A 20,487-nucleotide genomic window follows, 5' to 3' on the forward strand; every position below is an offset into this window, starting at 1 on the left:
TTGCTTTATCATACCCGTCATTCTATGCCGTGCACAGGCACAGTCTTCTCTGACCTGGCTCGACCGCGGGCAGGATTAACACTAGCGTTGCAAAGGTGAGTAAGTTAGTCTCTGACCGTTTGCCAGCGTAAAGCCACAGATGACGGAACAACAAATACAACGTATGAAAAAACGTATCCCCACCCTCCTGGCCACCATGATTGGCTCTGCTCTCTATAGCCAGCAGGGGATGGCAGCCGATCTCGCCTCGCAATGTATGCTTGGCGTTCCCAGCTACAACCGCCCACTGGTGCAAGGCGATACCAACAACTTACCGGTGACCATTAACGCCGATCATGCAAAGGGCAACTACCCGGATAATGCCGATTTTAGCGGCAATGTTGATATTAATCAGGGTAATAGCCGCTTGCAGGCTGATGAAGTTCAGCTTCACCAGAAGCAGGCGGAAGGTCAGACGGAACCGGTTCGCACAGTGGATGCACTGGGTAATGTGCACTATGACGACAATCAGGTCATCCTGAAAGGTCCGAAAGCCTGGGCAAATTTAAATACTAAAGACACCAACGTCTGGAACGGTGATTACCAGATGGTCGGACGCCAGGGGCGCGGTAACGCTGACCTGATGAAACAGCGCGGACAAAACCGTTACACCATTCTGGAAAACGGCTCATTCACTTCATGCTTGCCGGGTTCAGATACCTGGAGTGTGGTTGGCAGTGAAGTGATTCACGATCGCGAAGAGCAGGTTGCCGAAATCTGGAATGCGCGCTTTAAACTCGGGCCGGTGCCAGTGTTCTACAGCCCTTATTTGCAGCTGCCAGTGGGTGATAAACGTCGCTCCGGTTTCTTGATCCCGAACGCCAAGTACAGCACAACGAACTACTTCGAATTTTATCTGCCGTACTACTGGAACATTGCGCCAAACTTCGATGCAACGCTGACGCCGCATTACATGCATAAGCGTGGCGGGGTACAGTGGCAGAACGAATTCCGTTATCTGACTCAGGCCGGTTCAGGTCTGGTCGAGTTTGATTATCTGCCGTCTGATAAAGTCTACGCGGGTGACTACCCGGCAGAAGGCGATCGCCATCGCTGGTTGTTCTACTGGCAGCATGCCGGGGTAATGGATCAGGTTTGGCGTTTTAACGTTGACTACACCAAAGTCAGCGATGCCAGCTATTTTAATGACTTCTCGTCAAAATACGGTTCCAGTACCGACGGTTACGCCACGCAAAAATTTAGCGTCGGCTACGCGGTGGAAAACTTTGACGCGACCGTCTCTACCAAACAGTTCCAGGTCTTTAACCGCCAGAACAGCAACTCCTATTCGGCGCAGCCGCAACTGGATGTGAACTGGTACCACAATGATTTGGGGCCGTTTGACGCGCACATTTATGGCCAGGCAGTTAACTTCGTCAGCACAAGCTCTAACAACCCGGAAGCGACGCGTGTCCACCTGGAACCGACGCTGAGCCTGCCGGTGTCCAATGAGTGGAGCAGCCTGAATACCGAGGTTAAATTGCTGGCGACGCACTACCAGCAGAGCAATCTTGATAACTATCGTTCCTACGCGCAGCAGCAGTACAACAATAGTTCGAGCAGTTCAAATCTCACCACGCTGGAGTCAGCAAACCGACTCAAAGACTCCGTTAACCGTGTAATGCCGCAGTTCAAAATGGACGGCAAACTGGTGTTCGAACGGGATATGAACTGGGCGGAGGGTTACACTCAGACGCTGGAGCCGCGCGCGCAGTACCTGTACGTGCCGTATCGCGACCAGAGTCATATCAACAACTACGACTCCACCCTGCTGCAATCAGACTATAGCGGTCTGTTCCGCGACCGCACCTACGGGGGTCTCGACCGTATTGCCTCCGCGAACCAGGTCACTACCGGCGTCACAACCCGCATTTATGATGATGCGGCAGTTGAACGTTTTAACGTTTCTGTTGGTCAAATCTACTATTTCACCGAGTCACGGACCGGTGATGACAACATTAACTGGGAGAAAGACAACAAAACGGGCCCGCTGGTATGGGCTGGAGATACCTACTGGCGTATCTCCGATCGCTGGGGTCTGCGCGGCGGGGTTCAGTACGACACGCGTCTGAACAGCATTGCGAACAGCAGTTCATCGCTCGAATACCGCCGTGATGAAGACCGTATGGTGCAACTGAGTTATCGTTACGCCAGTCCGGAATATATCCAGGCAACGCTGCCAAGCTATGCCAGCGTTGCGCAATATAAAGACGGTATTTCGCAAGTGGGTGCAGTGGCGAGCTGGCCGATCGTTGATCGCTGGTCTGTTGTCGGTGCTTACTACTTCGATACCAATACTCACAAACCTGCCGACCAGATGTTAGGTTTGCAGTACAACTCCTGCTGTTATGCAATTCGCGTGGGCTATGAGCGCAAAATTAACGGCTGGCAAAATGACCAAAGCAAGTATGACAACGCCATCGGTTTCAACATTGAACTGCGCGGTCTGAGTTCCAACTACGGTTTGGGCACGCAACAAATGCTGCGTTCGAACATTCTGCCGTACCGTAGTTCAATGTGATCTGTTTGATTTGCAACGTAATCCGCATTGCGGTTAATTGAAATGGAAAAGGTATGAAGAACTGGAAAACGCTGCTCCTCGGTATCGCTATGGTTGCGAATACCAGTTTTGCAGCGCCTCAGGTTGTCGATAAAGTCGCCGCCGTCGTGAACAACGGCGTCGTGCTTGAAAGTGACGTTGATAGTTTGATGCAATCCGTGAAGGCAAACGCAGGCCAGGCGGGCCAGCAGTTGCCGGATGACGCCACGCTGCGCCATCAGATCCTTGAACGTCTGATCATGGATCAAATCATCCTGCAAATGGGCACCAAAATGGGCGTCAAAGTGACCGACGAACAGCTTGATGCCGCCATCGCGGATATTGCTAAACAAAACAATATGACGATGGACCAAATGCGCAGCCGCCTGGCTTACGACGGGGTGAATTTCAGCACTTACCGTAACCAGATCCGCAAAGAAATGATCATTTCTGAAGTCCGCAACAGCGAAGTACGCCGTCGCGTGACCGTGCTGCCGCAGGAAGTCGAAACGCTGGCTAAGCAGGTTGGGAACCAGAACGATGCCAGCACCGAGCTGAATCTGAGCCACATTCTGATCCCACTGCCGGAAAACCCGACCTCCGATCAGGTTAACGAAGCGGAAAGCCAGGCGCGTTCAATCGTTGAACAGGCCCGTAACGGCAACGACTTCGGTAAACTGGCCATCACCTATTCTGCCGACCAGCAAGCGCTGAAAGGCGGTCAAATGGGTTGGGGTCGAATTCAGGAACTGCCGAGCATTTTTGCTCAGGCACTCAGCACCGCGAAAAAAGGCGACGTCATTGGGCCAATCCGTTCTGGTGTAGGTTTCCATATTCTGAAAGTGAACGATCTGCGCGGCCAGAGTCAGAGCATTTCCGTCACCGAAGTACATGCGCGGCATATCCTGCTGAAGCCGTCGCCGATCATGAGCGACGATCAGGCGCGGGTAAAACTGGAACAGATCGCAGCCGACATCAAGAGTGGCAAAACCACTTTTGCTAACGCAGCGAAAGAGTTCTCACAGGATCCAGGCTCTGCCAACCAGGGCGGCGATCTGGGCTGGGCGGCGGCGGATATTTACGATCCGGCTTTCCGCGATGCACTGATGAAACTGAAACGCGGTCAGATGAGCGGCCCGGTACACTCCTCCTTCGGCTGGCATCTGATCGAGATGCTGGATAGCCGCAACGTCGATAAGACCGATGCTGCCCAGAAAGACAGAGCTTACCGCATGCTGATGAACCGTAAATTCTCTGAAGAAGCGGCAACCTGGATGCAGGAACAGCGCGCCAGCGCTTACGTCAAAATTCTGAGCAACTAAATGAAGACAGCGCGTGTCATTATCACTCCCGGCGAACCTGCCGGGATTGGCCCGGATTTAGTGGTGCAACTCGCCCAGCGCGACTGGCCGGTTGAACTGGTTATCTGTGCAGATGCGACGCTATTAACAGACCGGGCTGCGCTGCTCGGTCTGCCACTGGCGCTGCGGGAGTACGTCCCCGGCACGCCAGCAGTGGCACAACAGGCCGGTACACTGACACTGTTACCTGTTCCTCTGCGCACCCCGGCAACGCCGGGCATGCTGAATACGCTCAATGGTCCTTACGTTGTTGATACGCTTGCCCGTGCTTGCGACGGCTGCCTGAACGGCGAGTTTGCAGCGCTAATTACAGGACCGGTGCATAAAGGCGTTATCAACGATGCGGGTACCCCCTTTACCGGGCATACCGAGTTCTTTGAAGAGCGTTCGCAGGCGACCAAAGTCGTGATGATGCTGGCTACTGAAGCGCTGCGCGTGGCGCTGGCCACCACGCATTTGCCGCTCAAAGCCGTAGCCGATGCCATTACACCGGCGCTGCTGCACGAAGTGATCGGCATTCTGCACGCGGATTTGCAGCAGAAGTTTGGCATTCCGCAGCCGCACATTCTGGTTTGTGGTCTTAACCCGCACGCGGGTGAAGGCGGCCATATGGGGACGGAAGAGATCGACACGATCATTCCGGTGCTGGATGCGTTGCGCGCGCAAGGGATGCATTTGAGCGGTCCACTGCCTGCCGACACGCTGTTTCAGCCCAAATACCTTGATAATGCCGACGCCGTGCTGGCGATGTACCACGATCAGGGTCTGCCCGTGCTAAAATACCAGGGATTTGGCCGTGGCGTGAATATCACCCTCGGTTTACCTTTTATTCGTACATCTGTCGATCACGGTACCGCGCTTGAACTGGCGGGCCAGGGCACGGCAGATGTCGGCAGTTTTATTACGGCGCTTAATCTCGCCATCAAAATGATTGTTAATACTCAATGAATAATCGCGTCCATCAGGGCCACTTAGCCCGCAAACGCTTCGGGCAAAACTTTCTCCACGACCAGTTCGTGATCGACAGCATCGTTTCGGCGATCAATCCGCAAAAAGACCAGGCCATGGTAGAAATCGGCCCCGGGCTTGGCGCGCTGACCGAGCCGGTTGGCGAACGTCTGGATAAAATGACGGTCATCGAGCTTGACCGCGATCTGGCCGCACGCCTGCAAACGCATCCTTTCCTCGCACCGAAACTGACTATCTATCAGCAAGATGCGATGACGATGAATTTCGGCGAACTTTCTCAGACGTTAGGCCAGCCGCTGCGTGTCTTCGGCAACCTGCCGTATAACATCTCGACGCCGCTGATGTTCCATCTGTTTAGCTATACTGATGCCATTGCTGACATGCATTTTATGTTGCAGAAAGAGGTGGTGAATCGCCTGGTTGCAGGGCCAAACAGTAAGGCGTATGGTCGATTGAGCGTCATGGCACAATATTACTGTCAGGTCATACCGGTACTGGAAGTGCCGCCAACTGCATTTGCGCCGCCGCCAAAAGTGGATTCTGCGGTTGTTCGCCTGGTGCCGCATGCGACCTCACCGTACCCGGTGAAGGATATTCGTGTACTGAGCCGCATCACGACGGAAGCGTTTAACCAACGTCGCAAGACCATCCGCAACAGCCTCGGCAATGTCTTTACCGTTGAGGTGCTGACGTCGCTGGGTATTGATCCGGCGATGCGTGCAGAAAATATCTCTGTTGCACAATATTGCCAGTTAGCTAACTACCTGACTGACAATGCGCCGCCAAAGGAGAGCTAAGTTATGATCAATTCGCCCCGAGTTTGTATCCAGGTGCAAAGCGTCTACATTGAGTCTCAGTCCGCTCCCGACGATGAACGTTATGTTTTTGCTTACACCATTACTATTCGGAACCTGGGGCGAACCCCTGTCCAGTTGCTCAAACGCTACTGGCTGATCACTAATGGCAATGGCCGCGAAACAGAAGTTCAGGGCGAAGGTGTGGTAGGCGTCCAGCCACACATCGAGCCCGGCGGCGAATATCAATATACCAGCGGTGCAGTTATCGAAACGCCGCTGGGCACCATGCAAGGCCACTACGAGATGATCGATGCGCAGGGTGAACCTTTCCGCATCGCCATCCCGGTCTTCCGACTCGCCGTTCCAACACTGATCCATTAATACAATGTCTACATATCTTATTGGCGACGTTCATGGTTGCTATGATGAACTGATCGCATTGTTAAAGCAGGTCGATTTCACGCCCGGCAAAGACACGTTATGGCTGACAGGCGATCTGGTCGCTCGTGGGCCGGGTTCACTGGAAGTGCTGCGTTTCGTCAAATCTCTTGGCGATAGCGTACGTCTCGTTCTGGGGAACCATGACCTTCATCTGCTGGCGGTTTTTGCCGGCATCAGCCGGAATAAGCCAAAAGATCGGCTGACTCCGCTGCTGGAAGCGCCAGATGCCGACGAGCTGATTAACTGGCTGCGTCGCCAGCCGTTATTGCAAATCGACGGCGAGAAAAAACTGGTAATGGCGCATGCCGGCATCACGCCGCAATGGGATCTGGATACCGCCCGACACTGTGCGCACGACATCGAAGCCGTGCTGTCGAGCGACTCTTACCCGCTGTTTCTTGACGCCATGTACGGCGATCTGCCGAATCACTGGAGCCCGGAGCTGAGCGGCCTTGCGCGTCTGCGTTTTATCACCAATGCATTGACGCGTATGCGCTATTGCTTCCCGAACGGGCAGCTCGACATGTACTGCAAAGATATTCCTGCGCATGCCCCTGCGCCGCTGAAACCCTGGTTCTCCATTCCTGGGCCAGTATCACAAGAGTACAGCATTGTCTTTGGTCACTGGGCATCGCTGGAAGGTGAAGGGACACCAGAAGGGATTTACGGGCTGGATACCGGTTGCTGCTGGGGTGGAGTTTTAACGTGCCTGCGTTGGGAAGACAAAGCGTACTTTGTCCAGCCGTCGAATCGCCAGATGGATTTGGGCGACGATGAGGCCATCGCCTCCTGAAAAAGATTCCCCGGTTTAGGCCGGGGAAGTCTCTTATCTGCGATCGAGGATCTCGAAGCAGTAACTGTGTGAATTCTGTGCGTCTGCGTCGTTAAACTCACTGAACACAGACTCCCACTCATCCGGATCGTAATCAGGGAAATGGGTGTCACCTTCCACTTCCGCATCAATGTGCGTCAGATACAGGCGTTGCGCTTTCGGCAGGAACTGCTCGTAAACGCGGCCACCGCCGATCACCATAATCTCTTCCACGTCGCCACACTCGGCAATCGCTTCATCAACAGATTTTACCCATACCACGCGATCGTCCGTACCGGGCTTGCTGCTGATGACAATGTTTTTTCGGCCCGGCAACGGGCGACCAATGGACTCCCAGGTCAGGCGGCCCATTACGACAGGCTTGTTTAAGGTGTTGCGCTTAAACCAGGCGAGATCGGCAGGTAAATTCCACGGCATTGCGTTTTCCATGCCAATGACGCGATCCACCGCTAACGCCGCAATCAAACTGATCATTCATTCATTCCTGGATGCAAAAAAATTGTCGCCACTATACGGAAAGCGCAATCTTTCGTCGACGGTGTACAAGGTAAAGAATGAGAAAATTTTCTATTCTGCTGGCGGCTCCACAGCACAACACTGTACCGCCAGCATGCCTCTCTTTGTGAATCAGTCCGTTAGCCGCGACGAGCTCAGTTCTGCGGTTTCACAGCGGGCTCATCGGCAACATTGCCTGTATGTCGCCCCTCTTCCGTACCCTGCCAGCCATGCTGCTGGATCAGCGAAAGATGCGCGCGATCCTCCGAAATAATTTCCGTCAGCATCGCACTGGTGCGTTTAAATACTGCCGCCCGGGCGAGTGCATCGTTCTCTACTTGCGCCATCTCATCCACCATTTGTGTATTGAAACGGCGGAAATGATCGGCTCTTTCTCGGGCTTCATACGACCCCAGCCCCAATCCCTCCAGCGCGATTCGGCCCACTTTTAATGCTGCTTCGAACGTTTCACGCTCAGGTTTCTCTACCCCCGCCAGGCGCAAACGTATGTAGTGATCCACATCGCGGGCGCGGGCGATAATCTGCAAATGTGGGAAATGCTCTCTCGCCAGTTCTGTCAGCAGCAGGCTCCCTTGCGGATCATCAATCGCATTAATCAACACTTCCGCACGCGCGGCCCCCGCAGATTCCAGCAGATCCACCCGCGTTGCATCGCCATAAAATACCTTCATGCCAAACTTACGCAGCGTTTCAATATGATCCGGATCGTGATCCAGCACCACCATCTTCACACCGCTGGAAAGTAATAAACGTCCGGCGATCTGCCCAAAGCGGCCAAAACCGGCGATGATCACCCGCGCCTCTTCTTCATCAATCTCGTCGGCTTCGCGTTCTTGCTGCGAGCCAGTTTTTTCCAGCCGGGTGAGCAGTACCAGCAGCACGGGGGTCGCCGCCATTGATAATGCGACCGTCAGGGTTAAGGCTTTCGACCACTCGCTATCCAGCACCTGTGCCGTTTGCGCCGCGCCAAACACCACAAACGCAAATTCACTCCCCTGCCCCAGCAGTGCAGCAAACCAGAGCCGCTGTTTACCCGGTACGCTTAGCGGGCGGGCAATCAGCCACAATACCGCGCTTTTGATTGCCAGGAACCCGACCAACAGCAGCAGAATACGCAGCGGGTGAGTGACTAATGTGCCAAAGTCGATCGACATCCCCACACCGATAAAGAACAGTCCGAGCAGCAGACCTTTGAACGGTTCAATATCGCTCTCCAGCGCATGGCGATATTCAGAACTGGCGAGCAGGACCCCGGCCAGAAATGCGCCCATCGCCATCGACAGCCCGGCTTCTTCAAGTAATAAACCAAAACCAAAGACCAGGAACAGCGCTACCGCGCAAAAGACTTCACGCAGGCCGGAGCGGGCGACAAAACGCAGTGCCGGGCGTGCAACATACCGCCCGATTAACACCACCAGCGCCAGCGCACCTGCCACTTTTAATGCCGAAAGCGTAAACGCGCCCAGTGTGGTCGACGCCCCGCTTGCCGCCAGTAGCGGGATCATCGCCACCAACGGAATGGCGGCGATATCCTGAAACAGTAGCACGGAAAAGGCGCTACGCCCCATTTGCGACACGGTCAGGTTGCGCTCATTCATCGCCTGCATGGCAATCGCGGTTGAAGAGAGTGCCAGCGTCAGACCAATTAGCAACGCCACGGGCCAGGGCAGCCCAAGCAATGCGCAGAAGAGACCAAGCAGGATCCCGCAGCTGGCCATTTGTAACGCTCCGCCGCCAAATACCGATGCGCGTAGCTTCCATAACCGCTGCGGATCCAGCTCCAGACCAATCACAAACAGCATCAACACCACGCCGATTTCGGCAAAATGAAGGATCGATTCTGCGTCTGTCACCAGACGTAACCCCCACGGGCCAATCACCCCGCCCGCGATCAAATAACCGAGCACAGACCCCAGCCCCAGCCGTACCGCAATGGGTACAATCAGTGCCGCCGAGCCCAGATAGATCAGGGCCTGAATCAGAGAGTGACTATCCACGCTGCGCCTCCTGCCATTCCAGCAAGCGATGTTTGTAATGCCGCGCCTGTGACTGCAACGTTTCATCGTCACAAACAAAGGTGTAATGCACCGCACAAGGCGGTAACCAATTCAACCCACAATATAGCGCCGTCGCTTGCAGAGGCTGGCATAAGACATCGAACCCTGGATGCGAACCAATATTGAAGTGGTTCTCGCCGCCGCCGGTGGTCACTGCCCACATCACACTTTTTCCGCGCAGCGCTGTGCCACCGTGACCGTAAGCCCAGCCGTGCGCCAGCACTTTATCAATCCATAATTTCAGCAGCGGCGTTACACCGTACCATTGCATAGGGTGCTGCCAGACAATAAGGTCAGCGCGGGAAACAGCTTCCTGTTCTGCGGCAACGTCGATATTAAAATCAGGGTAGAGTTCGTAGAGGGAGCGGACTTCCACATTTTCCAGCGTCCCTGCCAGTTCAATCATCCGTTTATTCGCATGCGAATGCTGCGGATAAGGATGTGCATAAATAATCAGAATCATTGATTAGCCTGTTTTCACTCAACTATTTTCCTTCAGAGTGTAGACAGTTAATCGTCCGGCTAACAGCGCCAATCTGTGTGGGAATACGGGGGCGTAAGCAGAAGGGGTGCGGCAGCCGGGGCTGCCGCCTGAGCGCTGTCGGAATTAGTTATCCAACTCACTCATGTTTTTCACCTGATCGCGGTTAATCTGCTCGGTTTTACCGGTTTCCGCATTTTTGTAGGACACCAGCCCGGTATCGTCATCAACCTGCGGCTTACCGTCGGTCACAATCGTGCGCCCATCGGTGGTGCGAACTGCCTGATTAGAAGAACACCCGGCAACAGTAAACAGCGCTGCAGCAGTAAAAAGTGAAGTGATCAGAAGTTTAGTTTGCATGGTTATCTCCCTGCTTTTCAGTGGTTATCATTCATCTGCTTATCTATTTTAGGTTAACTCACTGAGCCAGGTGGAAAATGCAGAACACTCTGAAGGGAAGCAGCAGGGATACAAAAAGACACAGGCCTGATAAGCGAAGCGCCATCAGGCCTGTGGTCACACCGTGCAGGTCAATCAACCCGCCCAAAAAACGGGCCGGATATGACTTATTTACCGATTAACGCGTGCATCTCCTGCACCGAAATTACCTTTTCAGTGGCATCAGCATTTAACGCCATGGTGGTGGCGAAACCGCCATTCAACGTAGTGTCATAATGCACTTTGTATTGCAGTGCGCTGCGGCGAATCAGTTTGGAGTCTTCAATCGCCTGACGTCCCGCCGTGGTGTTAATGATGTAGGTGTACTCGCCATTCTTGATACGATCCTGAATGTGTGGGCGGCCCTCATGCACTTTGTTCACCAGGCGCGGGTTAATACCCGCTTCCCCCAGCACAATCGCCGTACCGTGAGTGGCATCCAACTCGAAGCCCTGTTTCAGCAGTTTTGCCGCCAAATCCACCACGCGTTCTTTATCACCTTCACGCACGGAGAGCAGCGCGCGCCCCTGCTTCTTCATGTTGGAGTTGCTGCCCAGTTGCGCTTTCGCGAACGCTTCCGCGAAGGTGCGTCCTACGCCCATGACCTCTCCGGTCGAACGCATTTCTGGCCCTAACAGCGGGTCAACGCCCGGGAATTTGTTAAACGGCAACACCACTTCTTTCACCGAATAATACGGCGGGATGATCTCTTTAGTATGGCCCTGCTGCACCAGCGTTTTACCGGTCATCACGCGCGCGGCAACTTTTGCCAGCGGCAGACCAGTCGCTTTGGAGACAAACGGTACCGTACGCGCAGCACGCGGGTTCACTTCAATCAGATAGACTTCGTTATCTTTGACGGCAAACTGCACGTTCATCAGACCGCGCACTTGCAGTTCGAACGCCAGCTTCTGCACCTGCTGACGCATAACATCCTGAATTTCCTGGCTCAGCGTATACGCTGGCAGAGAGCATGCGGAGTCGCCGGAGTGAACGCCAGCCTGTTCGATATGCTCCATGATGCCGCCAATCAGCACGTTTTCGCCGTCGCATACTGCGTCAACGTCCACTTCCACCGCGTCATCAAGGAATTTATCCAGCAGCACCGGCGCGTCATTAGATACGCTAACTGCGGTCATAAAGTAGCGGCGCAGGTCAACTTCGTCATAGACGATTTCCATGGCGCGCCCGCCCAGTACGTAAGAAGGACGCACCACCAGCGGATAAGTGATCTCTTTGGCTTTCTCAACCGCCTGCTCCAGCGCAGTTACCGTGGCGTTGGCAGGCTGTTTCAACTTCAGGCGCTCAACCGCATGCTGGAAACGCTCGCGGTCTTCCGCGCGGTCAATGGCGTCCGGGCTGGTACCAATAACAGGTACACCCGCCGCTTCCAGCGCACGAGCCAGTTTCAGTGGCGTCTGGCCGCCGTACTGCACGATGACGCCTTTTGGCTTCTCAATACGCACGATTTCCAGCACATCTTCAAAGGTAACCGGTTCGAAGTAGAGACGGTCTGAGGTGTCGTAATCGGTCGATACGGTTTCCGGGTTACAGTTCACCATAATGGTTTCGTAACCATCTTCACGCAGTGCCAGCGAGGCATGTACGCAGCAGTAATCGAACTCGATACCCTGGCCGATACGGTTTGGTCCCCCGCCCAACACCATGATTTTTTCACGGTCCTGATTCGGGTTGGCTTCGCACTCTTCTTCATAGGTGGAGTACATGTAGGCCGTGTCGGTGGAGAATTCCGCCGCGCAGGTATCCACGCGCTTGTAAACCGGGTGCAGGTTGTACTGATCGCGCAGCTTGCGGATTTCCGCTTCGCGTACACCAGCCAGTTTTGCCAGGCGCGCATCGGCAAAGCCTTTGCGTTTCAGCTGACGCAGGAATTCTGCATCCAGACCGTTGATACCCACTTCCGCAACCTGCTCTTCCAGGCGCACCAGTTCTTCGATTTGCACCAGGAACCAGCGGTCAATATTAGTGAGATTAAATACGCCATCTACAGAGAGGCCCGCACGGAAAGCATCCGCGATGTACCAGATACGCTCTGCGCCAGCATCTTTCAGTTCGCGGCGGATTTTGGTCAGCGCTTCCGGGTCATCCAGGCTGACTTTTGGATCAAAACCGGTCGCACCCACTTCCAGGCCGCGCAGCGCTTTCTGCATCGACTCTTGCTGCGTGCGGCCAATCGCCATCACTTCGCCCACCGATTTCATCTGAGTGGTCAGGCGGTCATTGGCACCAACGAATTTTTCGAAGTTAAAGCGAGGGATTTTGGTAACAACATAGTCGATAGAAGGCTCGAACGATGCCGGGGTGCGTCCGCCGGTAATGTCGTTCATCAGCTCATCCAGCGTGTAGCCCACCGCCAGTTTCGCCGCGACTTTGGCAATCGGGAAGCCGGTCGCTTTTGACGCCAGCGCCGAGGAGCGCGACACACGCGGGTTCATCTCAATAACGATCAGACGACCATTTTTCGGGTTCACCGCAAACTGTACGTTCGAGCCGCCGGTTTCCACCCCGATTTCACGCAGTACCGCCATCGAGGCGTTACGCATGATTTGGTACTCTTTATCGGTCAGGGTTTGCGCTGGCGCAACGGTGATGGAGTCGCCGGTATGGATACCCATGGCATCGAAGTTTTCAATCGAGCAGACGATGATGCAGTTGTCGTTTTTATCACGCACCACTTCCATCTCGTACTCTTTCCAGCCAATCAGCGACTCGTCAATCAGCAGCTCATTGGTCGGGGAAAGATCCAGCCCGCGGGCGCAAATCTCTTCAAACTCTTCTCGGTTGTAAGCGATACCGCCGCCAGTGCCACCCATCGTAAAGGAAGGACGGATAATACACGGATAGCCGACATCTGCCGCCACGGCCAGTGCTTCGTCCATCGTATGTGCAATGCCGGAGCGGGCTGTGTCGAGGCCGATTTTTTTCATCGCAATATCGAAACGACGGCGATCTTCAGCTTTATCAATCGCATCGGCGGTAGCACCAATCATCGTCACACCGAACTCTTCCAGTACACCCTGGCGTTCCAGTTCCAGCGCACAGTTCAGCGCCGTCTGGCCGCCCATGGTAGGCAGTACCGCATCCGGGCGCTCTTTCTCAATAATTTTGCGCACCACTTCCCAGTGAATCGGCTCGATGTAAGTCGCATCGGCCATTTCCGGGTCAGTCATAATGGTTGCCGGGTTGGAGTTCACCAGAATAACGCGGTATCCCTCTTCGCGCAGGGCTTTACAGGCCTGCGCGCCTGAGTAGTCGAATTCACATGCCTGGCCGATAACAATCGGGCCAGCGCCAAGGATCAGGATGCTTTTTATATCAGTACGTTTTGGCATGGCTCTTTTTCTCCTGATTATTTGGCGGTGTTGCGGTATTGCTCAATTAACTCAATGAAATGGTCGAACAGTGGCGCGGCATCGTGCGGGCCAGGGCTGGCTTCCGGGTGCCCCTGGAAGCTGAAGGCCGGTTTGTCAGTACGATGGATGCCCTGTAACGTGCCATCAAACAGCGATTTATGCGTAACGCGCAAATTGGCCGGCATGCTCGCCTCATCTACCGCAAAACCGTGGTTCTGCGCGGTGATCATCACGGTGTTGTTATCAATGTCTTTCACCGGGTGGTTACCACCGTGGTGACCAAACTTCATCTTCACGGTTTTTGCACCGCTTGCCAGCGCCAGCAGTTGATGGCCAAGGCAGATGCCGAACACTGGGATGTCGGTGTCGAGGAACGTTTTAATCGCCTCAATCGCATAGTCGCACGGCGCCGGGTCACCCGGACCGTTAGACAGGAACACACCGTCCGGATTGAGTTTCAGTACTTCTGCTGCAGAGGTTTTTGCCGGGACGACCGTCAGGCGACAGCCTCTGTCTACCAGCATGCGCAGGATATTGCGTTTTGCGCCGTAATCGTACGCCACCACATGGTAGGGCAGTTCGTCGTCTTTCTTCGCTGGCGGCAGGTCGTCTGCGAGTGTCCAGCTGCCCTGTGTCCAGCTGTAGGTTTCCGCCGTAGTGACCTCTTTTGCCAGGTCCATACCGTTCAGGCCCGGGAAAGCTTTCGCTTTTTCCAGCGCGACGGCAGCGTCCACCTTTTCCCCGGCGATGATGCAGCCGTTTTGCGCGCCTTTCTCACGCAGCAAACGGGTCAACTTACGGGTATCGATATCGGCAATCGCCACAATGTTATGGCGCTTCAGATAAGAAGAGAGGTCTTCGGTATTGCGGAAGTTGCTGGCAATCAGCGGCAGGTCACGAATGACAAGACCTTGCGCATGGACCTGGGAAGATTCTTCGTCAGCGGAATTGGTGCCGACATTGCCGATATGAGGATAAGTAAGAGTAACGATTTGGCGGGAATAGGAAGGATCAGTGAGGATTTCTTGATAACCGGTCATTGAAGTATTGAAAACGACTTCCCCAACCGCCGTGCCCGTTGCCCCTATGGCCCGACCGTGAAACTGGGTTCCGTCTTCCAGAACCAATAGCGCTGACTTAATCAAAACACCCTCCAGAGAATATTCACTCACTTTATTTGCATATTAATTCAAATGCAGATGATGAATCAATGCAAATTTGCTGGCCGTGGATTTTTGGCAAACGGCGGCATTCTGGAGAGAAGCCGGTTAAAAGTCAACTTTTGTCACCGTTTTTTCTTCCTGTTTTACGCCACTGCCCTTATTTACTGGGTTTAACAGATAAAAAGATCAAACAAAGGCCGCAGGAAAACGCTTGCGCGTATAGAAAATTGCATAGCGCTTACCATCAACGGGAAAAAGTAGACCATATGGTCAAAATTTACATTCCGGAAACAAAAAACAGAGAGAAGAGTGATAATTTTAGGCGGTATTCAAATAATTTATACTGAAAAAGATAAAATAAAAGGGCAATAAAATATTGCCCCTTGCAATCAACTGGTTACGACTGCAACAACCACATCACGATGGGTAATAAACTTACAGATTATTGAGATCAAGCACATCCCGCATATCGAAAAGGCCATTATTTTTTCCTTTAAGCCATGAAGCGGAACGAACCGCGCCATTAGCAAAAGTCATGCGACTTGATGCTTTATGCGTTATCTCGACACGTTCGCCAATATCGGCGAACATCGCCGTGTGTTCGCCGACGATATCCCCTGCACGCACGGTCGCAAAACCAATTGTGCCCGCCACGCGTTCGCCTGTATGCCCTTCACGAGAATAAACAGCGCACTCTTTTAAATCTTTATTCAGTGCATGAGCAATCGCTTCACCCATTGCCAGCGCCGTACCCGACGGTGCATCGACTTTGTAACGATGGTGCGCTTCCACGATTTCGATATCGGTATAGTCGCCCATCACTTTTGCTGCTTTCTCAAGCAGCTTCAGCATCACGTTCACACCCACGCTAAAGTTTGCAGCAAAGACAATCGCGATATCGTGCGCCGCATCGGCTATGGCCTGCTTGCCTGCATCATCAAAACCCGTGGTGCCAATAACCATGCTTTTCGCGTGCTGTCGGCAAAATGCCAGGTGATTCAGCGTACCTTCCGGACGGGTGAAGTCGATAAAGACATCAAAATTATCTTTCACCGCCTCAAGGCTGCTCTGAAGGGTGACCCCCGTTTTCGCCACGCCAGCCAGTTCACCGGCGTCGCTGCCCAGCAGGGATGAACCTTCACGTTCCAGTGCCGCGCCAAGCTCGACGCCGTCCATTGCCAGTGCCGCCTGAATCAGCTGACGGCCCATACGCCCGCCAGCCCCCGCGATGGCTACGCGGATTGGTGCATCATGCATAGTTGTGCTCTTTTGTTAAAAAATTGCGTAAGAATCGTTTCCAGATTAACCAGCCCGCGTCGGGGCCACCAGCCGAAAACACCGATAATTAGAATTTAATGATATACAGCTGAAAATATCAGTAAAAGGCATGATACGTCGACGCGTATGCAGGTGCTGGCTTATTCCACCGCGTAGCTCACAATCAGCTGACCTTTTTTGATTTTGATCTGGCTGATCGTAACCTGCCCCAGCGCCGCCAGCGAGTGCAGATGCGTTCCCCCGCAACCGTAAGCGGGAAGCTCACCAAAACGCACTTCACGACGCCCTTCTTTAAACACAATATGGCGAACAAGATCTGCAGATTGCCAGTCTGCGATCGGCACCAGCAAAGCGCTGGCTTCGGGCAATATTGCCTCATCGCCGCCCTTAAAAGTTATCCGCCCTTCGCCGGGCCAGTGGTGTGCCTTCACCGGCTGCCAGCCGAGCAATTCACCGGCATAACCTATGAGATGCCCGGCAGTGTGCAGACGCGAATGTAGCATCCGCGAAGCTGCATCAACATTCAGTTCAACCGGGTCGTCTGTCGCAGGCAATACGGATGACAAAATATGCCATACCTCGTCACCGTGCTGTAATACCGCCTCGACCGCGATCCCGGCAATCGTGCCGTTGTCGGCTGGCTGGCCTCCCCCCTGAGGGTGAAAAACCGTTTTGTTGAGCACCACAGTATAGCGTCCATCATCCTGCGCTTCACAACGTAAAACCTGCGCAGTACAGGTTAGCGTATCACTGGTGTAATAAAGGCGTTCTGTCATGGCTATTCTCCTGGAAAGAGGAAGAGTATATTCAATCTGCCGACAGCAATAATTACGTCATCATTCAATGCACTTTTGCCTGGTACGCACAAATGAACTTTACTCTTCTTCCCGACCTGGCGACGTTCGTATTGATTGTCGATCAGGGGAGTTTTTCCGCAGCCGCCCGCGCGTCGGGGGCGACACCCTCCGCCCTCAGCCGCAGCGTAACGCGCCTCGAACGTGAAATGGGCAGTAAGTTACTGCACCGCACCACGCGCAAACTGGCGCTCAGCAGAACGGGGAAAATGGTGTATGAGCATGCGCAGGCAATGCTGGACGCCGCCCGGCAAGCCGTCGATTCTGGAAGCAGTGTACAAAAAGAAGCGCAGGGCAAGTTGACCATTAGCGTACCCAAGGCCGTGGGCCGCTTCGTTATTCACCCGCTTATGCCGGCGTTTCTTCAGCGCTACCCGCAAGTAGACCTCTGCTTACGGCTGGAAGATCGCTATATGGATCTGATTGATGACGGGGTAGATCTCGCGCTACGCATTACCAACTCCCCGTCCCCTGGCCTCTATGGCAGGGCACTCATGCCTGTCACACACATTATCTGCGCCACGCCTGATTATCTGCGGCAACACGGTACACCAGAACATCCACAGGCGTTGCGTGAACATAGCTGCATCAGTCTGGGTGAATCACCCGCCGATTCACGCTGGAAATTCAGACGGGGCGATAAAAGCGAAACGATCCAGACGCACGGACGCTACGCCGCCAATCATACCGGCGTCCGTCTGGATGCAGTTAAGCGGCATCTTGGCATTGGCAGTTTGCCGCTGTTTACCGCCCGCGAGTCACTTGCCAGCGGCGAAATCGTTCGGTTATTGCCAGAGTGGGAGTTTATTAGCAGCTATAGCGGTGAGTTGTGGCTGTTATGGGCTCGCCATAATCCTATGCCCGCCAGAATGCGGGCGATGATCGATTATTTGGGTGAGCAAATGGTACCTTAAGGCGCGAGAGCCAGTACTTCTGCGGCCCAATGACGAAACCCCTCGACGTCAATTTCCAGCGCCACCTGCGCATTCGGCGGCTGCCTGAGCTTGCCATCGATGTCTACCACTGTGGTGCCGGACGTGTATTGCCCCTGCGTTTCCACTGCCACAAAGCAGGGCTTCAGCGTAAACAAATCCGGACGCGCCAGCCAGGCGATGGCGCACAAATCATGCATACGCAGCCAGGTCGTCATGCTACCGCTGCGGTAGTGGCTGAACAGCGCGTGCAGCATGGCACCTGTACGATTTAGCCCGGGTAGCGTTGCCAGAAACTCGGCGGTAAGCGTGGCTTTGTTAGTCACATCCAGCCCGCACATCACAATCTCCAGCCCGCTGTTAAATACGCGAGCAGCCGCTTCCGGATCGACGGCAATGTTAAATTCAGCGTTCGGCGTGACATTCCCCCGCCCGGCAGAGCCGCCCATCATCACCAGCCGCCGAATGTTAAACAGGCACTCCGGGTAGTGCGACAGCAACAGAGCCACATTGGTTAGCGGACCGATGGTCACCAGCGTCATCGGCTCGGATGAGGCCAGAAGGGTATCGCGGATAGCCTGGAATGCCGGTTTCGCCAGCGGTTGACGTGCGTGTTCAATGAAGTCATACCCCTCCATTCCAGATTCGCCATGCACATCAGCAGCGTTATGTAACGGGCGCAGCAGAGGTGTTGCCGCACCCTGCGCCAGCGGGATATCCGCGCTCCAGAAATTTAGCAATTGCAGTGCGTTGCGGGTCGTTTTCTCCAGCGAGACATTACCCGCGACGGTGGTAATAAGCCTGAGATCGCACTGAGGCACAAACAGCGCAGCGGCAATGGCGACAGCATCGTCAATGCCAGGATCGGTATCGAGAATTATTGGCTCACGCATCACGCCTCCTCATAAACCCCAAAAAAAATGCCAGACTGAGTCTGGCATCTTCGCATAAAGCACAGAGAAACGTTATTCGACTTCGCGAACGTCCACGCGCAGCTCTTTTGGCACTTCGAAGACGATATTCTCTTCGCGCCCTTCCAGAGGAATGGCTTCGCCGCCGCCCAGTTCCTGCAAACGGGCGATCACATTCTGCACCAGAATATCCGGTGCCGAAGCTCCGGCGGTTACCCCTACGCAGGCGATCTCTTTCACCCAGCTTTCCTGGATATCGGAAGCATCGTCGATCAGATAGGCTTTTTTGCCCATACGCTGCGCCAGTTCGGCCAGACGGTTAGAGTTGGACGAGTTTTTCGATCCCACGACCAGCACGACTTCGGCCTGTTCAGCCAGCGCACGCACCGCTTCCTGACGATTGGTGGTGGCATAGCAGATATCGTCTTTGCGCGGACCAACAATCTGAGGAAAACGTTCACGCAACGCGTCAATCACGTCGGAGGTATCATCAACGGAGAGGGTCGTCTGCGTCATAAACGACAGCCTGCCCGTATCTTTAATGTTCAGCAAACCGACGTCCTGTGGCGATTCGACCAGATACATGCCCCCTTTCGGGTTGCTGTACTGGCCCATGGTGCCTTCCACTTCCGGATGCCCGGCGTGACCAATGAGGATAGCCTCTTCACCGCGCCGGCTGGCGCGAGCAACTTCCATATGGACTTTAGTAACCAGCGGGCATGTGGCGTCAAAAACGGTCAGATCGCGGCTTTTTGCTTCATTACGCACTGCCTGAGAGACACCATGCGCAGAGAAAATCAGGATCGCGCCATCCGGCACTTCACTGATTTGCTCAATAAAGATAGCGCCACGCTCGCGCAGACTATCGACAACATAACGGTTATGCACCACTTCATGGCGCACATAAATGGGCGCGCCATACAGCGCTAACGCGTTTTCGACAATGCTGATAGCGCGGTCAACCCCGGCGCAAAAACCGCGCGGGTTAGCCAACAGGATCTGCATTTGTTTCCTCCAGTACCGGATCAACTTCCAGTACATCGATATCAAAATGAACGGTTCTGCCTGCCAGCGGGTGGTTAAAATCCACGGTAATGGAATCACCGTTGACTTCACGGATCACGCCTGGCATTTCACTGCCGTCCATTGCGGTAAACAACATAATTGCACCGATTTCTGGTTCTCCAGCATCCATAAACTCACGGCGCGAGAAGTACTGAATCAGGTCCGGGCTGGGCGTGCCGAAGGCGGCATCCGGCTCGAGGGAAAAGACTTTTTTCTCTCCGGCCTTCAGACCCAGCAGATGTTGTTCCAGTCCTTCGGAAAGAGAACCGTCACCGAGGCGAAACAGCGCCGGTTTGCCGTTATTGCGGGTTGACTCGGCAAGCGAGCCATCTTCGAGTTTCAGCGTGAAGTGCACCAGCACTGCGCTATCACTCTGTACGGATTTAGACATGCAGGTTGCTCTTATGTTTTAGCGATGGTACTGCCCGGCTGCGCGTCGA

General features: G+C 54.2%; 18 protein-coding genes. 7 read left to right on the forward strand and 11 right to left on the reverse strand.

What is annotated here, in order from left to right; genetic code table 11:
- Window positions 1-163: 163 nt before the first annotated feature.
- The 6 genes from lptD to apaH are packed head-to-tail and all read left to right on the forward strand — an operon-like array spanning window position 164 to window position 6,939.
- The gene (gene lptD, locus ACUY4S_RS19475) at window positions 164-2,560 is read left to right on the forward strand and encodes an LPS assembly protein LptD (protein WP_458021799.1); all 2,397 of its coding nucleotides are present in this window, start codon (window positions 164-166) and stop codon (window positions 2,558-2,560) included.
- 53 nt (window positions 2,561-2,613) lie between these two features.
- Window positions 2,614-3,900, forward strand: coding sequence for a peptidylprolyl isomerase SurA (surA, locus tag ACUY4S_RS19480; protein ID WP_312687210.1), 1,287 nt, complete (start codon window positions 2,614-2,616; stop codon window positions 3,898-3,900).
- Window positions 3,901-4,887 (forward strand): 4-hydroxythreonine-4-phosphate dehydrogenase PdxA, encoded by a 987-nt coding sequence (gene pdxA / locus ACUY4S_RS19485; RefSeq protein ID WP_312687208.1) that lies wholly within the window; start codon window positions 3,901-3,903, stop codon window positions 4,885-4,887.
- Complete coding sequence (rsmA, locus tag ACUY4S_RS19490; RefSeq protein WP_458021798.1) at window positions 4,884-5,705, forward strand: 16S rRNA (adenine(1518)-N(6)/adenine(1519)-N(6))-dimethyltransferase RsmA; 822 nt, start codon at window positions 4,884-4,886, stop codon at window positions 5,703-5,705. The genes pdxA and rsmA overlap by 4 nt, the downstream gene beginning before the upstream one ends.
- Before the next feature lie 3 nt (window positions 5,706-5,708).
- Window positions 5,709-6,086, forward strand: a complete 378-nt coding sequence (gene apaG, locus ACUY4S_RS19495) for a Co2+/Mg2+ efflux facilitator ApaG/CorD (RefSeq protein ID WP_312687204.1) — start codon at window positions 5,709-5,711, stop codon at window positions 6,084-6,086.
- A gap of 4 nt (window positions 6,087-6,090) precedes the next feature.
- On the forward strand, window positions 6,091-6,939 hold the full coding sequence (gene apaH / locus ACUY4S_RS19500; RefSeq protein WP_312687202.1) for a bis(5'-nucleosyl)-tetraphosphatase (symmetrical) ApaH: 849 nt from the start codon (window positions 6,091-6,093) through the stop codon (window positions 6,937-6,939).
- Window positions 6,940-6,972: 33 nt separating this feature from the next.
- Here the strand turns inward: apaH and folA are convergent, their stop codons facing one another.
- The 8 genes from folA to ACUY4S_RS19540 form a co-directional block, all read right to left on the reverse strand.
- Complete coding sequence (gene folA / locus ACUY4S_RS19505) at window positions 6,973-7,452, reverse strand: type 3 dihydrofolate reductase (protein ID WP_312687200.1); 480 nt, start codon at window positions 7,450-7,452, stop codon at window positions 6,973-6,975.
- A 176-nt stretch (window positions 7,453-7,628) separates the two neighbouring features.
- The gene (gene kefC, locus ACUY4S_RS19510) at window positions 7,629-9,491 is read right to left on the reverse strand and encodes a glutathione-regulated potassium-efflux system protein KefC (protein WP_312687198.1); all 1,863 of its coding nucleotides are present in this window, start codon (window positions 9,489-9,491) and stop codon (window positions 7,629-7,631) included.
- Complete coding sequence (gene kefF / locus ACUY4S_RS19515; protein ID WP_312687196.1) at window positions 9,484-10,014, reverse strand: glutathione-regulated potassium-efflux system oxidoreductase KefF; 531 nt, start codon at window positions 10,012-10,014, stop codon at window positions 9,484-9,486. Before kefF ends, kefC begins: the two co-directional genes overlap by 8 nt.
- Before the next feature lie 144 nt (window positions 10,015-10,158).
- A complete protein-coding gene (locus ACUY4S_RS19520) occupies window positions 10,159-10,392 on the reverse strand; it encodes a YgdI/YgdR family lipoprotein (RefSeq protein WP_312687194.1) in 234 nt (77 codons plus the stop codon).
- 206 nt (window positions 10,393-10,598) lie between these two features.
- Window positions 10,599-13,823 carry a carbamoyl-phosphate synthase large subunit gene (carB, locus tag ACUY4S_RS19525; RefSeq protein WP_458021797.1) on the reverse strand — a complete coding sequence of 1,075 codons (3,225 nt, stop codon included), beginning with the start codon at window positions 13,821-13,823 and terminating at the stop codon, window positions 10,599-10,601.
- 17 nt (window positions 13,824-13,840) lie between these two features.
- The gene (gene carA / locus ACUY4S_RS19530; RefSeq protein WP_458021796.1) at window positions 13,841-14,989 is read right to left on the reverse strand and encodes a glutamine-hydrolyzing carbamoyl-phosphate synthase small subunit; all 1,149 of its coding nucleotides are present in this window, start codon (window positions 14,987-14,989) and stop codon (window positions 13,841-13,843) included.
- Window positions 14,990-15,442: 453 nt separating this feature from the next.
- Window positions 15,443-16,264, reverse strand: coding sequence for a 4-hydroxy-tetrahydrodipicolinate reductase (gene dapB, locus ACUY4S_RS19535; protein WP_312687188.1), 822 nt, complete (start codon window positions 16,262-16,264; stop codon window positions 15,443-15,445).
- 161 nt (window positions 16,265-16,425) lie between these two features.
- The gene (locus tag ACUY4S_RS19540) at window positions 16,426-17,061 is read right to left on the reverse strand and encodes an alanyl-tRNA editing protein (RefSeq protein ID WP_458021795.1); all 636 of its coding nucleotides are present in this window, start codon (window positions 17,059-17,061) and stop codon (window positions 16,426-16,428) included.
- 92 nt (window positions 17,062-17,153) lie between these two features.
- Here ACUY4S_RS19540 and ACUY4S_RS19545 point away from each other — a divergent pair, with 92 nt between their 5' ends.
- Complete coding sequence (locus ACUY4S_RS19545) at window positions 17,154-18,053, forward strand: LysR family transcriptional regulator (RefSeq protein ID WP_312687183.1); 900 nt, start codon at window positions 17,154-17,156, stop codon at window positions 18,051-18,053.
- Here ACUY4S_RS19545 and rihC read toward each other — a convergent pair.
- The 3 genes from rihC to fkpB form a co-directional block, all read right to left on the reverse strand.
- Window positions 18,050-18,964 carry a ribonucleoside hydrolase RihC gene (gene rihC / locus ACUY4S_RS19550; RefSeq protein ID WP_458021794.1) on the reverse strand — a complete coding sequence of 305 codons (915 nt, stop codon included), beginning with the start codon at window positions 18,962-18,964 and terminating at the stop codon, window positions 18,050-18,052. The two genes, ACUY4S_RS19545 and rihC, sit on opposite strands and share 4 nt — an antisense overlap.
- Window positions 18,965-19,036: 72 nt before the next feature.
- Window positions 19,037-19,987 carry a 4-hydroxy-3-methylbut-2-enyl diphosphate reductase gene (ispH, locus tag ACUY4S_RS19555; protein ID WP_312687179.1) on the reverse strand — a complete coding sequence of 317 codons (951 nt, stop codon included), beginning with the start codon at window positions 19,985-19,987 and terminating at the stop codon, window positions 19,037-19,039.
- Complete coding sequence (gene fkpB / locus ACUY4S_RS19560) at window positions 19,968-20,438, reverse strand: FKBP-type peptidyl-prolyl cis-trans isomerase (protein ID WP_312687176.1); 471 nt, start codon at window positions 20,436-20,438, stop codon at window positions 19,968-19,970. The genes ispH and fkpB overlap by 20 nt, the downstream gene beginning before the upstream one ends.
- Window positions 20,439-20,487 lie beyond the last annotated feature (49 nt).

Source organism: Kosakonia beeri (genome assembly GCF_054165705.1).